We start from the raw sequence: 14,747 nt of genomic DNA, 5'->3' as shown, positions 1-14,747 counted from the left end.
CTAGGTGGCTTTTGTGTTTTGAGTACTTTTTGAAATGCTTAGCACTTAAAATTTCATTTCTATTTTGCCGTACACGTAACGGCCATTAAATCCGTAGGGCGAAAAGCTTGAATACGCAAACAAGCGAGAAAAAGTAGAGACTTCTTCTACATTTTCGCGGGTTGGATCTGGGTATACATCAAAAATGTTATTGGCACCTAAACTAAGCGTTAAGTTATCGGTAGCGGCATAGGCGACATCTAAATCAGTGATCCACTTAGGTTTTAATACTTCGTTTAGCTCAGGCGTTGATGATGGGTCTTGCGTTTCACCATAACGGGTTGTTCTTAGTGTGGCGCGAAGTTCATCATGAGTCCATGTAGCACTTAAATTGTATTTGTTGCGCGGGGTGCTTACTTCAAAGCGGCGCAGCTCTGTACCTGAGAACAAGTTGTCTTGATCAAACCCAGCACCTTGCAGCTCAGCAGGCGGGTCAATAATATCAGTGACTTCATTTTTGCCGTAGTTATACCCCAAGTTAAAGGCAATATCGCCGTAGCCATCGGTGATTAAGTTGTACGAGGCAACCACATCAACACCGCGCGTTTTACTATCTATAGCGTTTAAGAAAAAACGGCCTTGGTTAGCCCCTGTGCCTTCTAGCAACTCTTCTATTGCAGCGCCCGATAAATTGTTAGATAAAACAATCCGGTCATCAATTAGTATTTGATAGTAATCAACAGATAAGCTGAAATTAAAGTCGGTAGACCAAGTAAAGCCAACCCCGTAGTTTGTGGCTTCTTCGGCATCAAGGCCCGGCGAGCCAAGCGCTTTGGCTACATCACTGCTTGGTGCAAAGGTGCCGGTTTCGGTCGGAACGCTATCAACAAATACAGTAGCAACTGAGGTAAAATATTGCTGCTGTAATGAAGGCGCTCTAAACCCTGTTGACGCTGAAGCGCGTATGGCTAAATCTTCAGTTAACGAATAGCGCGTTGCAATTTTGCCGTTAAGTGTATCACCAAAATCTGAGTAATCCTCATAACGCGCTGCCACAGCTATGTTCCAATCATCTGTCAGGTAGGTTTCTAAATCTATGTAAAAGCTAACATTATGGCGGCTGTTGTTACCTTCTGATTCAGGTGTAAAGCCTGGGAATACTTGCGCACCTGCAGCACCAAATGGGCCATCTTCACCTGTGACCGCACCGCCTGGACCAAATGTGCCTTGTGCGTATGAGGCTTCTTCGCCAGCTTCTATTTGATAACCTTCTGTGCGGTACTCAGCGCCTATGGCAACACTCACCGCGCTTTCAAGAAAGCTCACATCAACTTCGCGGCTTAAATCGACATTTAAAGTAAGTTGATCGTATGTCAACGTACCTGCATCAAAAGTTGTTTGGCTAGTTGGTCCGTACGACGTATTTAAACTATTGGTTACGCCAAATTCAAATGCATCTTCACCATACACAGCCGATACATCGTAGTTCCAATCACTTATAAAACCTTTAACACCTAACGCGAGTGAGTAGTCGTTTATATATGAGGTGATCACAGGTAAAAAACCGTCGGGGTATATTGCTTGAATATTACGGCTATCGCTTGCGCGCCTATAAAAACCTGCGCCTTCGCCTTCACGTTTAGAGTAAGAGCCAAATGAATACAAATCTACATCGTTGGCTAGTTGATACCCTGCATTATAAAAAACCGATAGGTCTTCTACATCGCCGTTACCAAAATTATGGTTATAGCGGTTAACGGTAAACTCGCGAGGGTCGAGTGAGCCATCTTCTAATCGGTCGTAGTTTTCGCGTTGATCGTAATCGGCACGGTTAGTTGAGTGGCGGTCGCGGTATTCAGTCGAAATGTTTAAAAAGCCATTATCACCCAGCTCTAAACCAATATTACCTTGCAAAGTGAGCGTTTGCCCATCGGTTAAAGAGCGATCGCTACCTTCGGTAAATGCTAAGTTGCCATCGCTACCCTCAGATACCGAATCAAGCTCAGGTACGCCATCCATTTCGGTAATATTTGCTCCATAAATAGCTGCAAGAGAGCCGCCGCTGCTTGCGCTTTTAAGTACAATATTAATCACACCTGCTATTGCATCAGAGCCGTATTGCGCCGCTGCGCCATCACGCAAAACTTCAATGCGTTCAATTGCATTAGCTGGTATTGCATTTAGATCGACAGACGATGAGCCACGGCCCGTTGAACCATTAAGGTTGAGCAGTGCACTACTATGACGTCGCTTTCCATTAACCAGCACTAAGGTATGATCGGGTGCTAAACCACGTAGTTGTGCAGGGCGTACATGATCACTGCCATCGGTAAGCGATGCCTGCGGAAAATTAAAGCTCGGTAATAAATTGCTCAGTAGCGCGTTTGTTTCCGTAAGGCCTGAACTGGTAAGCGCCTCAGCGCCAATAATATCAATAGGAACGGCACTATCTTCTACAGTACGACCTAATCGGCGTGAGCCAATAACGCTAATTTGTTCTATATCTTCTTGGACCTGGGTTGATTGCTCTGCCGCGTGCGCAGAAAACGCACTACATAACGAAAGCGATGTACCCATGGCAAGCACTGTGCTCACTTTTACTTTATTTAACCTAAACGGTAGGCTTTTATGCATGATGTTGATCCTCGTTTGATTACCCATTGATTTAAATTTTTATTTTATAACCGCTAATTTATTTTATCGGCTTTGAAAACATAAACCGCATTAACAAAATGAGTCAATTGAATAACATTCAATTAAAATAACGAGGTATATAATTACAATTTTATATAAATGAATCTAAGTGAGATAAAAGTTATAACTAGGCTGCTTTTTGTAAGCGACTGATAGGCCTTGAAATTATTTTTGCTTGCGTGTTTACTTTTAATTAACAGGTAAGAGCAGTGTACGTGCCTTTAGAAATGTGCCATTAATTAATGAGCTTTAAAAATATGTGTATAACCCACCGTAAAATGTTAAGTTAATTAACATTTGATGGTGGGTTATTTAATTTACAATTTGTATAGCGTTTAAAAAGGTTACGAATGATTTTTATAAGAAAATAATATAAAAATTAAAATTTAATTTTACCGATAAGTATATCTTTAAACATAACCCAATCTCCCCATAAGCTATAAAATGGGTGCTTAAATGTAGCAGGGCGGTTTTTTTCAAAAAAGAAATGCCCAACCCACGCAAATCCATAACCAATAATCGGTAATAGCCACAGCAAGCTATATTGTTGTTTAATTAAGGCAATAGTAATAACTACAAGCACTAAAGTGCTGCCTATAAAATGTAGCCGTCGGCAGGTTACATTACGGTGCTCTTTTAGGTAGTAGGGGTAAAACGCTTTAAAGGAGTTAAAAGTGTGTGGTGTGTTCATAATCCATGCTCTTATTTTTATAGTTTAATAAATATACAAAGGTTTAATAGTCTTTGCAGGTAAATTTTGAGTAAGAACGCCCAATACACACCAATGCACGTAGTTAAATTTATTGAACTGGCGAAAACAGCCTTTGGTACGTTTTATAAGCGTATTCGTCGCTCATGCCGCTTAGGTAGTCGCATATTATGCGCATCCCTTGGTTTTGTTTTTCAGCTTCTAGATACAGTGCTTGCGTTGTTTCGGGTAATAAACGCAGTGGGTCGCTGGCAAAAGCGGTAAATAACTCAATTAGTAAGTTTTGACCTTTGAACTCTATTTGCTGCATTTCGGGATCACGTATTAAGCGCTTAAATACAAAATGCTTTAATATTTGCAAAACGCGCTCGTACTGTGGGTCCAGCTTTGCGGTGTACTTTAAAATAGGGCATTCAAAATCACCATGCTGCACATCTAAATGAATATGAATAATAAACATATTGACCAGCTCGCCTATGGCGTCTTTACGTTCAAAGTCGTTTTTTGAAAACAAGCGTTGGGTGAGCGAGTCTAATTTAGTGTTTAACCAATCGTAATTAAGTGCGTTTAAGTGGGGTAATGCATGTGTTTGCCAATCATCTAGTGTGAGCACTTTAGTAGCTATGGCATCTTCTAGGTCGTGCACTGCATATGCTATGTCATCGGCATGTTCCATTATGGCGCTATCTAACGATTTATAACGGGTTTTTGCACGGTACTGATCTACTGGCGTATGGCTTGTTAATAGGGCCTTATCGTTGTTGCTTAAAGGGGCAATGATCCACTCAAATATTTGCGCGTCATCGTGGTATAAGCCTTTAGCGGGGCGCCAATCATCTGCTTTTATAAATGAGCGTGCGCTATTTACATCAGGAATTGTGTGCCATAAATCATTTATATAGGCAGGGTATTTTATAAATCCTAGCAACGTGCGGCGCGTTAGGTTCATGCCGTGACCATCAGAGTATGGCTCAAGTTTAGCGACTATACGCAATGTTTGTGCGTTGCCTTCAAATCCACCGTGCTCACGCATCATATAATTTAAGGCAATTTCGCCGCCATGGCCAAACGGGGGATGGCCTATATCGTGAGCTAAACATAAGGTTTCTAATAAACCGGTAGAGGGAAAGTGTGTAAAGTCGCTGTGCTGTGCTTTTAAATGCCGCAATATGCCGGTACCAATTTGCGATACCTCCAAAGAATGTGTTAAGCGTGTGCGATAAAAGTCGTTTAAGCCTATCCCCATAATTTGGGTTTTTGCTTGTAAACGCCTAAATGCTGCAGCATGTATTATTCGAGAGCGGTCTACTTGCCAAGGTGAGCGATTATCGTTAGGGCGGTGTTTTGCTTGCTCTATTATTCGTTGTTGCCATTGCTTATCCATACTGCCTTACCTAAAACGTTATCAAACAAGAGGTTATTTTAATTATAGCGCGTTTAATGATCATAATTGGCTACTCGCTCAGTATACCTTTGTGCTTATAAATTGCGAATGAACGAAGCAGGTTATTCGCGTTTATATAGTGGCTTAGGTATAATGGGCGTTCATATGCGTGTGTTTTTGCCACGCATAATTTGTAGTTAGATTGAGAGAGTACATGCTAAAAACCATTTTAAAGCTGTTACTAAGCGTATTTTTTTTATGGGCGCTTGCATACCCATTTATGCAAAGTAATGAGCAAGAGGTTGAAGAACAGACCACAGATGAACAACCTAAAAAGGTGCAAAAAAAAGAAAAACCCCTGCACAATGTTACCTTACCTAAGTTTTCTGAATTTGCTGATGTGAAAGAGAAAAAACAGGCGTTTTTTGATTTTATTCGCCCACATGTTGAGGCTGAAAATAAAAAAATATTACAGCAACGTGCTAAGTTAGAAATTGCGCTGATGATGCTTGAATACAACGAACCGCTTGAGAAAAAACAACAGCGCGACATCGTTAATATTTTAAAAGCCTATGGCTTGCCTGAAACGCTAAACACCCTAATTTTAACGCAAGCGCTGCGCCGTGTTGATATTATTCCTAAAGAGCTTGCGCTAATGCAAGCGGCGAATGAGTCGGCGTGGGGTACATCGCGCTTTGCACGCATCGGGCTTAACTTTTTTGGCCAATGGTGCTACTCAAAAGGGTGCGGTATGGTGCCAAGACGCCGTAATACTGGTGCCGCGCACGAAGTGGCTGCATTTAAGTCGGTACGCGCGGCAGTTAGCTCGTATTTTAGAAATATTAACACGCATAATGCCTACAAAGAGTTACGCCTGATACGTGAAGATTTACGCCGGCAACAAAAACCCATAGCGGCTACAGCACTAACGCATGGTTTAATGTCGTATTCAGAACGCGGCGAGGCCTACATAGAAGAGTTAAATACTATGATTAACCAAAACAGAGCTTACTTTGATGAATAATAAACGACTTATTAATACTAATGCATTACTTATTTTATTGAGCCTAGCGGCCAGTACCGTTAATGCTAAAGAGTTTGTTATGTCGTACGATGGCTTTTACGATAGATTAAAAGTGGTAAACAAGGGCGACTTTCAGTATGCACGGGTTAACTTTTACATTAGCGATATTGCTACAAACGAAGCATGTGCCATTAAAAGCGGCACAATTTTAACTGAAAATAACGAATACCCGCTTAATTTTACTGATAAAGCGCAGTTACTTTTACCGTTTGATAAGCAGCTCGATACGGATAAAGCCGTTATTGTTGTTGAGCCACAAAACCCTGATCACGATTGCCAGTTAAAACTACAAATTGAAGCCAGTGAGTTTGAAGGGTTAAACTTAACTAAAGATTCGTTGTATACAATTAATAACGAGTTAGATGGGCTTTTAACTGATTTGTCGGGCTTTTTTGTTAGTAAGCTTATGTGGTTTTTATTACCTGAGCAAAAAGGCGTTGCTGTCACGTTTAAAGAGCCTGTGGTTTTTAATAATCCACATATACAATGCGAAAAATCAGTATGCTACTTTGCAGTACAAGATAACTGGGAAGGTGACGTAAATCTGCTCGGCGATATAGAAAATGTAGTTAAAGTAACCCCGTGGATAGCAAAATAAGTTATACCAATCCGCATAATTAAATGATTAAGTTTTATTGCAGATTGGTATTACTGGGGGTTAATAAAAAACGGCGCTTAAATAGCGCCGTTTTTTATTCGTTTTTTATGCGTTATTTTGGCAGTGGTTGGGTTGAGTCACGTTTAATTAGCGTGGGTTCAAACACGCGGTTTATGTGTAAGTTTTTATGCTGATACACATCTTGTAGCACCATTTTAGCAGCCATTTCACCCATTTCTTCCACTGGGTTATCTATGGTAGTTAACGTAGGGTAAAGGTAGTTGGCAAATATAACGTTATCAAAGCCTATAACCGATAAATCCTCTGGTAAATTAAAGCCGTACTCACGGGCGTATTTCATTGCGCCTGATGCCATTTCATCATTAGCACACACCAAAGCACTAAACGGAATACGTGTATTGAGCAGTTTCTCAAGGCCTTTGCTGCCGCCAATTTCGTTAAAATCACCTTCGTAAAATAGCGCCTCATTAAAGGGGATATTGTTTTCGCGCAGTGCTTTTTTATGCCCTTTTAAGCGGTTTCTGGCATCGGCCTTGACCTGCGGCCCAGCAATATAGGCAATATTTGTATGGCCCTGCTCAACAATAGATTTACTGGCTAAGTAACCGCCAAGTTCGTTATCTAGGCTAATGCAGTTACTTTCAAGTGAGTGTACGTAACGGTTAATTAAGTAAATAGGGGTTTTGCCTTTACTAAGCTCAACTAGGTAATCATCACTGACTGACTCTACATGTAAAATGAGTGCATCGCATTTGCGGCTAATTAAAAATTCAATGCCGTTTTTTTCTTTATCGTCTTCACTGTGGCCGGTGGTAATAATAACGTGCTTGCCGGCAGCGCGTAGGGCTGATTCGATCCCCGCCATCATTTGAGCAAAGAAAGGACCATGAAGCTCTGAGACCAATATACCCACGCTGTTGGTTCTGTTTGAGGCAAGCGATTGCGCAATAGAGTTAGGTTTATAGCCTAACTGCTGCATAGCATCGAGTACTTTTTTAGTGGTTTTTTCACTGACTCGTGTATTTTTATTCATTACCCGTGACACAGTCGCTAACGATACGCCAGCAAGTTCTGACACTTCATAAATTGTGGCCATGTTATTGTTAACTCACTTATATCCTTTATTTTGGCGGGCAAATAATACCGTACCCATCAAATGTTAACTAGCACTAGTTTTTAGCGAGGCCTGTATAGAGGCCAACTGTGCATTATTGAGCGTGTATTTACGCATAATAAATGCAACAAACAAAGAGCCAAACGCTGGTATAATAGTGAACGATAATAAAATACCCTGTTGCGTATCAAAGCTCTGCATTGTTTGCGCTTGGTAATTATAAAAAGCCAGCAGCCAGCCTGCAATTGCACCGCCTAATGCCACTCCCATTTTTATAAAAAATATAACGCCCGAATACACAAGGCCGGTAATTCTTACCCCAGTTTTTTGATGCCCGTAGTCTATGGTGTCAGCCATTTTGGCCCACAGTAGCGGGGTAGCCATATCTAAAAAGAACTTCCATAAAATAAAAGCGGCAAATGCCAAGGTAATGTTATCTGGGGAGATAAAATAGCTCGCACTACATATGCTCGCAGCGATTAACTGCAAATTAATATAAGCTTTTATTTTACAAAACCGCTTAGCCAACGGCTGAGCAAAAGCACACCCAATCATACTGGCAACCACCCCTAGGGTCATAAAGGAGGTAATTAAATCTTCTTGCCCTAAATAGTATTTAACGTAATAAACCCCTAAGGTTAGACGTATTACTTGGCCCGTAAGTAAAAATAGCGCGGCAGCGCACAGGACTCGCCATTGATCGTTTTTAACTAAGGTTTTTAAACTTTTGAACAACGACAGGTTTTGTTCTGGCGGTTGCTCTATACGCTCTTTTGTACCAAAAAAACACAGTAAAAATAACACTAAGCCAAGCAAGCTCATTGCCGTCATAGTGTATTGATACCCTTTGGCGGTATCGCCTTGGCCAAAATATTCAACCATTGGCATGGTACTGCCCGCAACAATAACGCCGCCTAACATACCAAATACAAATCGATACGATTGCACGCTTACACGTTCTTTTACATCGCTTGTGAGCACGCCGCCTAATGCACAGTAAGGAATATTTATGGCGGTATACGCCACCATAAGCAAGGTGTAGGTAGTAAAGGCGTAAATAATTTTATCAGTGCCTTCAAGCTCTGGAGTGGTAAACGCTAAAATACTAATAAGCGCAAAGGGCAGGGCAAGCCATAATAAATAGGGCCTAAAATGGCCAAAGCGAGACTGAGTTTTATCGGCTAAATTACCCATAACTGGGTCAGTGATGGCATCAAATAACCTAACCACTAAAAATAGGGTGCCTACCACAGCAGGAGAAAGCCCTACTACATCAGTGTAGTAAAGCATTAAAAACATCATAACTGTTTGAAAAATAATATTGCTTGCCGTATCACCAAGGCCATAGGCTATTTTTTCTTTTACACTTATCATGATGTTAGGTTCTCGCTTTTTGATTTTTATTTATGCGATTAATCGAATAGACTTCATTGGTTACTTACGGCTTTGTATCAAGTGTTTATAAGCTTGGCCACTGGCTTTTATAGTACGTTGCTGAGTTTTATAATCAACGTAAACAATGCCAAAGCGTTTTAAATAGCCTTCTGCCCATTCAAAATTATCCATTAAGCTCCACGCAAAGTAACCAATAATATTAACACCCTGTACTGTGGCATTATGCACCGCATTTAAGTGGCTGTTGTAATAGTTTACGCGATCTGCATCATTTACCTCGCCATTTTTAATGGTGTCGGGCATCGCTGCGCCGTTCTCGGTAATATAAACAGGCGGTAAGGTATAGGTATTATTAAGTGTTACAAGTAGATCGGTAAACGACTGCGGGTAAATTTCCCAGCCCATATCGGTTAACGGTCCTTGTGGAGCAAGTGGCTCGTATATTTCGCTAGGGTGTGCTTTGTATACTTGGCGCGTATAAAAGTTAATGCCCAAGTAATCCATAGATTGTGAAATTATATCCATGTCGCCTGGGTGGATTTCAGGCTGCTGATTGCCAGGAAGCTGCTTTATAATATCGGGGTATTGGCCGTCCATTATTGGTTTCATATACCACTGATTTAAATAATCATCGGCGTAGGAAGCGGCGTTAATATCTGCTGGTGACTGCGTTAATGGATAACAAGGTGTAAAATTAAGCACAATACCATTTTGAGTATTAGGGGAGATGTGCTTTAGCACATCCATTGCCAAGCCATGGGCAAGTAATAAATGGTGCGCTGCTCTTTTACCATATTGTTTGCCTACTAAACCTGGGGCATGTATACCTACTTCGTAGCCTAAAAATGCACTGCAAAATGGCTCATTTAGGGTCGCGTACGAAAATACTCGTTCGCCAAATGCTTGGCTAATAAGCTTTACATACCGAGCAAATTCATAAGCGGTATCGCGATTTAACCAGCCGCCTTTATCTTCTAAATGTTGGGGTAAATCCCAGTGATATAGCGTTACAAACGCTTTAATGTTGCGCTTATTAAGCTCATCAAGAATATTAGTATAAAACTTTACGCCCTCAGGATTTAGTTCTCCCGATAAGGTCATTACTCGCGGCCAAGATATAGAAAGTCTATACGCATCAACACCGAGAGAGTCTATTAATTCAATATCGTTATGCCACTGGTTGTAATGATCGCAGGCAACATGCCCATTTGAGTTGTCGGCTATTTTGTTTGGTGTATCGCAAAAGGTATCCCATATACAGGGCAGGCGATGTTCAACCCCACCTTCAATTTGAAATGATGCCGTAGCCACACCATAAACAAAGTTTTTTGTTAATAGAGGTGAATGAGATGGTAACGATAATTTTGTCATTAGTAACAAACCTTTTTAAACCTTAAATGCATAAATAGCCACTGTATTTACTGCGATGAAGCGTAAGGGCGCGTTTATAAAAAAATAAAACTTGTTGAAATATGTTACATGTTCGTATTTAATTACACGTGAAAGCGCTTACATTTTTAGATTAGTGTTAATTGATACGAAGGTCAACTCTTTAATGTTGCTGGGATACACGGCAATTTTTAATAACGACTTTTGTATTAGGGCGTATTGCTCTTTGATGGTTGAATTTGCAGCTGTATGTTTGGTTTTAGGCAAGGCAGAGCCTATGAAGTGTGGTTATTCCCCATAAATAGGCGATAACGCAGCATAAATGCCAAACATGCGTTGCCCTTCGGGTTCTTTCTAGGGACGATTAACTCTTTGTTGCTTGGTTTTTACTTAGCCCACTAGGTTACAAACCTCGCGCCGCGATTTAATCGCCCCTAGATTGAACAAATCTCAATCCGCAAAGAACAACACGCCCTAATTTATAATAATAAATTGCGGAGAGCCTATGGCCAGTTCAGCACCACTGACGACACACACACAATCGCAAAGCTACCCAGATAAAAACTATGGCTTTGCATTAACGTCTTTAACGACTTTATTTTTTATGTGGGGATTTATCACCTGCTTAAACGATATTTTAATTCCGCATTTAAAAGCGGTGTTTAACTTAACTTATGTTCAAGCAATGCTGGTTCAGTTTTGTTTTTTTGGGGCTTATTTTTTAATGTCATTGCCAAGTGGCCATATAGTTAAAAAATTAGGTTACAAAAAAGGCATTGTAGCGGGGTTACTTATAGCTGCATTGGGTTGTGTGCTTTTTTACCCAGCCGCGGCACTACATAATTACCCAGTATTTTTGTTTACTTTATTTGTTCTGGCAAGCGGTATTACCCTGTTGCAGGTTTCGGCTAACCCTTATGTAAGTTTACTTGGCGCCCCTCAAACAGCGTCTTCTCGCCTTACCTTAACGCAAGCATTTAATGCGCTTGGTACTACGGTTGCCCCTACATTTGGTGCATTTTTGATTCTTGACTCTGCCTCTGAGGCGTTTTTAACACCGGCACAAAACGCAGAATCGGTACAACTTCCTTATTTACTATTAGCTGGCATGCTTATTTTACTAGCCGGTATTTTTGCATGGCTTAAATTGCCAGACATAATGAGTGAGCAAAAAGAAGCCGCACAAAAGTTAGAGACAATAGAGGGCAGTGCATGGCAATACCGCCACCTTACACTCGGTGCTGTGGGTATTTTTATGTATGTAGGTGCAGAAGTTGCCATTGGCAGTTTTTTAGTTAGCTTTTTAGCACAAGAAAATATTGCCGGTTTAAAAGAACATGTGGCTGCTCATTACATCACCTATTATTTTGGTGGTGCTATGGTAGGGCGTTTCATTGGTGCAGCGGTAATGCAAAAATTACCCGCTGGCAAAGTACTTGGCTTTAATGCAACTATGGCTATTATTTTAGTGGTTATAGCCATGAGCACGTCGGGTCAATTAGCAATGTGGTCAATCCTACTGGTTGGATTATTTAATTCTATTATGTTCCCTACTATTTTTAGTTTAGCGCTAAATGGACTTGGAAAGCACACCGCGCAAGGCTCTGGCATATTGTGTTTGGCGATTGTAGGGGGGGCAATTGTGCCACTTTTACAAGGTGCGCTTGCTGATAATGTGGGTGTTCAGCTTTCTTATGTTTTACCAATTTTTTGTTACTTATTTATCGCGTTTTATGGTTTAAGCGGAAGCAAACCAGTTCAAGTTCAGGAGACTCTATAATGAAAACCCCTTTTTCACTTAACAAAATAGCACGTGCCTCATTAATTGCATCAGTAGGCATTTTATCGGCTTGTTCAAATGACGCGACAACAACTCCTGAGGCGAATAATGAGGTGTCTAAAACAGCGCAAATTTGGCCAAAACTTAATATTGCCGTAAAACAAGACCCACAAATTGAAGCCAAAATAGCAGATTATTTAAAAACAATGACGCTTGAGCAAAAAGTGGCTCAAATGATTCAACCAGAAATTCGTGATATTACCGTTGAAGACATGCGCAAATATGGCTTTGGCTCATACCTAAACGGGGGAGGAGCGTTTCCTAATGGTGATAAACACGCAACCCCCATGGACTGGGTAAAATTGGCTGAAGATTTTTATCAGGCGTCGGTAGATGATTCTATCGATGGCAGTAAAATACCCACAATGTGGGGTACCGATGCGGTACATGGTCACAATAATGTAATTGGCGCGACCTTATTTCCGCATAATATTGGTTTAGGTGCGGCAAACAACCCTGCATTGATTGAGCAAATAGCAGCTATCACTGCGGTTGAAGTAATGGCGACGGGCATTGATTGGGTATTTGCACCTACAGTGGCTGTTGTGCGTGACGACCGCTGGGGCAGAACCTATGAAGGTTATTCAGAAGACCCTCGCATTGTACGCGATTATTCAGCCGCAATTGTAAATGGTTTACAGGGAAAGGCCGATGGCGATTTTTTAAGTGATAAACGTGTTATTAGTACCGTTAAACACTTTTTAGGTGATGGCGGGACGGTTGATGGCGATGACCAAGGTAATAATATCGACAGCGAGCAAGATTTGTTTGATATACATGCCCAAGGTTATGTAGGCGGCTTATCGGCGGGGAGCCAGTCGGTTATGGCATCGTTTAATAGCTGGCATGGAGTTAAAAACCACGGCAACAAATACCTGTTAACCGATGTGCTTAAAACCCGCATGGGCTTTGATGGTTTTGTTGTAGGTGATTGGAACGGCCACGGCCAAATTGAAGGCTGTACAAACGAAAGTTGTGCACAGGCTGTGAACGCGGGGCTTGATATTTTTATGGTGCCAACTGGCGCTTGGAAGCCATTGTACGAAAACACCATAGCGCAAGTGAAAGCTGGCGAAATCAGCATGTCGCGTATTGATGATGCAGTAAGTAGAATTTTACGCGTTAAATTACGTGCCGGTTTATTTGATAAGCCAAGCCCGGCTAAACGTCAGTTTTCGGGTAAAACTGAGCTAATTGGTGCTCAGCAGCACCGCGAAGTTGCGCGTCAAGCAGTACGCGAATCACTTGTTTTACTTAAAAACAAAAACAATATTTTGCCTCTTGATGCAAATCAAACTGTATTAATTGCTGGCGATGGAGCCGATAACATAGGTAAGCAGTCGGGTGGTTGGAGTATCACTTGGCAAGGGACTAATAACAAAAATGCTGATTTTCCTGGTGCCACGTCTATTTATGCAGGCCTTGAAAAACAAATTACGCAGGCGGGTGGTCGTGCTATTTTAAGTGTGGATGGCTCATATGAACAGCGCCCAGATGTAGCTGTTGTGGTATTTGGTGAAGAGCCTTATGCAGAAGGGCATGGTGATAGAGATAACCTAGAATTTGAGCGTGGTAATAAAAAATCGCTCGCATTATTAAAGTCGTTAAAGGCACAAGGTATACCCGTTGTATCGGTATTTATTTCGGGTCGTCCTATGTGGGTAAACAGCGAGCTCAATGCCTCTGATGCTTTTGTTGCAGCGTGGCTGCCTGGTACAGAGGGCGGCGGTATTGCCGATGTTATTTTAAAAGCCAAAGATGGCAGTATTCAGCATAACTTTAGCGGTAAGCTTTCGTTTTCATGGCCTAAAACAGCAGTACAAGCAACGGTTAATAAAGGCGATGACGATTACAGCCCTCTATTACCGTACGGCTTTAGCTTAACGTACGGCGATAAAAATGTATTGGCTGATAATTTAGACGAAAACTCTAAATTAGATAACTCAGCGCTCACTAGTATGGATATTTTAGTTGGCGCACCGGTTGCTCCATGGCGTTTATTACTTAAATCTGGCGATGAACTATTAGATGTATCAAGTAGTACTCATCAACTGGGTGCACTTAAATACCGTACTGAGGATAAAACAGTTCAAGAAGACGCGCGCCAATTTAGTTTTAGTGGCGAGCAAAAGGCAAGTGCTGAAATAGTCACAAGTTTTGCTGAAGATACCATTACGTATTTAGAGGCTAATGGCGTGATTAGTTTTGATATTAAACTCAATGAACCACTAACCGATGACGTAAACCTTGCTATGACTTGTTCAGGTGAGTGTGGTGGTGCGATTGCCTTGAGTAAAATGGTTGATCAAACAATCACAAATAAATGGCAGTCGGTGTCGGTAGACTTACGTTGTTTTGCTAACCAAGGTGTAGACTTTGCAAGCCTTACAAGCCCGTTCAGTTTACATGCAAGCAGCAAGGCCTCAGTGTCGGTAGCAAACATTCAGTTTGTGCCAAATAAGGCAGACTCTGCTGGGCTTAAATGTCAGTAATCATTTTGTTTTAGTGCGTATGTCAAAGCCCTTCAATTGAAGGGCTTT

Annotated in this window: 10 protein-coding genes; 4 read left to right on the top strand and 6 right to left on the bottom strand. The window is 41.3% G+C overall.

The genetic code is table 11. The features are described from left to right. Positions 1-45 precede the first annotated feature (45 nt). The 3 genes from CWC16_RS08780 to CWC16_RS08770 all read right to left on the bottom strand — a co-directional run bounded on the left by CWC16_RS08780 (position 46) and on the right by CWC16_RS08770 (position 4,766). Positions 46-2,556: a TonB-dependent receptor plug domain-containing protein gene (locus tag CWC16_RS08780; RefSeq protein WP_249929200.1), complete on the bottom strand. Its 2,511-nt coding sequence runs from the start codon at positions 2,554-2,556 to the stop codon at positions 46-48. Between the two features lie 496 nt (positions 2,557-3,052). Next, a complete protein-coding gene (locus CWC16_RS08775; protein WP_055014399.1) occupies positions 3,053-3,364 on the bottom strand; it encodes an Mpo1-like protein in 312 nt (103 codons plus the stop codon). A gap of 109 nt (positions 3,365-3,473) precedes the next feature. Then, positions 3,474-4,766 carry an anti-phage deoxyguanosine triphosphatase gene (locus tag CWC16_RS08770; protein ID WP_138541271.1) on the bottom strand — a complete coding sequence of 431 codons (1,293 nt, stop codon included), beginning with the start codon at positions 4,764-4,766 and terminating at the stop codon, positions 3,474-3,476. A 214-nt stretch (positions 4,767-4,980) separates the two neighbouring features. Between CWC16_RS08770 and CWC16_RS08765 the strand changes: the two genes are divergently transcribed. Both CWC16_RS08765 and CWC16_RS08760 read left to right on the top strand, forming a co-directional pair. Next, positions 4,981-5,790, top strand: a complete 810-nt coding sequence (locus CWC16_RS08765; RefSeq protein ID WP_138541270.1) for a glucosaminidase domain-containing protein — start codon at positions 4,981-4,983, stop codon at positions 5,788-5,790. Continuing rightward, positions 5,783-6,448, top strand: coding sequence for a DUF2987 domain-containing protein (locus CWC16_RS08760; protein ID WP_171037637.1), 666 nt, complete (start codon positions 5,783-5,785; stop codon positions 6,446-6,448). The genes CWC16_RS08765 and CWC16_RS08760 overlap by 8 nt, the downstream gene beginning before the upstream one ends. Before the next feature lie 112 nt (positions 6,449-6,560). On the opposite strand, the gene CWC16_RS08755 is transcribed toward CWC16_RS08760, so the two are convergent. From CWC16_RS08755 to CWC16_RS08745, 3 genes are all read right to left on the bottom strand, one after another. Further along, on the bottom strand, positions 6,561-7,565 hold the full coding sequence (locus CWC16_RS08755; RefSeq protein ID WP_138541269.1) for a LacI family DNA-binding transcriptional regulator: 1,005 nt from the start codon (positions 7,563-7,565) through the stop codon (positions 6,561-6,563). A 63-nt stretch (positions 7,566-7,628) separates the two neighbouring features. Continuing rightward, positions 7,629-8,957, bottom strand: a complete 1,329-nt coding sequence (locus CWC16_RS08750) for a glycoside-pentoside-hexuronide (GPH):cation symporter (RefSeq protein ID WP_138541268.1) — start codon at positions 8,955-8,957, stop codon at positions 7,629-7,631. 60 nt (positions 8,958-9,017) lie between these two features. Then, entirely contained in the window at positions 9,018-10,349 is a 1,332-nt protein-coding gene (locus tag CWC16_RS08745; protein ID WP_138541267.1) for a GH1 family beta-glucosidase, read from the bottom strand. A gap of 523 nt (positions 10,350-10,872) precedes the next feature. Here CWC16_RS08745 and CWC16_RS08740 point away from each other — a divergent pair. Both CWC16_RS08740 and CWC16_RS08735 read left to right on the top strand, forming a co-directional pair. Next, a complete protein-coding gene (locus CWC16_RS08740) occupies positions 10,873-12,147 on the top strand; it encodes a sugar MFS transporter (protein ID WP_138541266.1) in 1,275 nt (424 codons plus the stop codon). After that, a complete protein-coding gene (locus CWC16_RS08735; RefSeq protein ID WP_138541265.1) occupies positions 12,147-14,699 on the top strand; it encodes a glycoside hydrolase family 3 protein in 2,553 nt (850 codons plus the stop codon). The genes CWC16_RS08740 and CWC16_RS08735 overlap by 1 nt, the downstream gene beginning before the upstream one ends. Positions 14,700-14,747: the final 48 nt, after the last annotated feature.

The sequence above is a fragment of the Pseudoalteromonas sp. S3776 genome, from assembly GCF_005886915.1.
GTDB lineage: Bacteria > Pseudomonadota > Gammaproteobacteria > Enterobacterales > Alteromonadaceae > Pseudoalteromonas.
Note: the sequence above shows the minus strand (reverse complement) of the source record. Positions and strands in the feature narration are given on the sequence as shown.

Bases quoted from the DNA above. Each gene is read 5' to 3' on its own strand.
- CWC16_RS08780 (WP_249929200.1), bottom strand. From the start codon at position 2,556: ATGGGTACATCGCTTTCGTTATGTAGTGCGTTTTCTGCGCACGCGGCA.
- CWC16_RS08775 (WP_055014399.1), bottom strand. From the start codon at position 3,364: ATGAACACACCACACACTTTTAACTCCTTTAAAGCGTTTTACCCCTAC.
- CWC16_RS08770 (WP_138541271.1), bottom strand. From the start codon at position 4,766: ATGGATAAGCAATGGCAACAACGAATAATAGAGCAAGCAAAACACCGC.
- CWC16_RS08765 (WP_138541270.1), top strand. From the start codon at position 4,981: ATGCTAAAAACCATTTTAAAGCTGTTACTAAGCGTATTTTTTTTATGG.
- CWC16_RS08760 (WP_171037637.1), top strand. From the start codon at position 5,783: ATGAATAATAAACGACTTATTAATACTAATGCATTACTTATTTTATTG.
- CWC16_RS08755 (WP_138541269.1), bottom strand. From the start codon at position 7,565: ATGGCCACAATTTATGAAGTGTCAGAACTTGCTGGCGTATCGTTAGCG.
- CWC16_RS08750 (WP_138541268.1), bottom strand. From the start codon at position 8,957: ATGATAAGTGTAAAAGAAAAAATAGCCTATGGCCTTGGTGATACGGCA.
- CWC16_RS08745 (WP_138541267.1), bottom strand. From the start codon at position 10,349: ATGACAAAATTATCGTTACCATCTCATTCACCTCTATTAACAAAAAAC.
- CWC16_RS08740 (WP_138541266.1), top strand. From the start codon at position 10,873: ATGGCCAGTTCAGCACCACTGACGACACACACACAATCGCAAAGCTAC.
- CWC16_RS08735 (WP_138541265.1), top strand. From the start codon at position 12,147: ATGAAAACCCCTTTTTCACTTAACAAAATAGCACGTGCCTCATTAATT.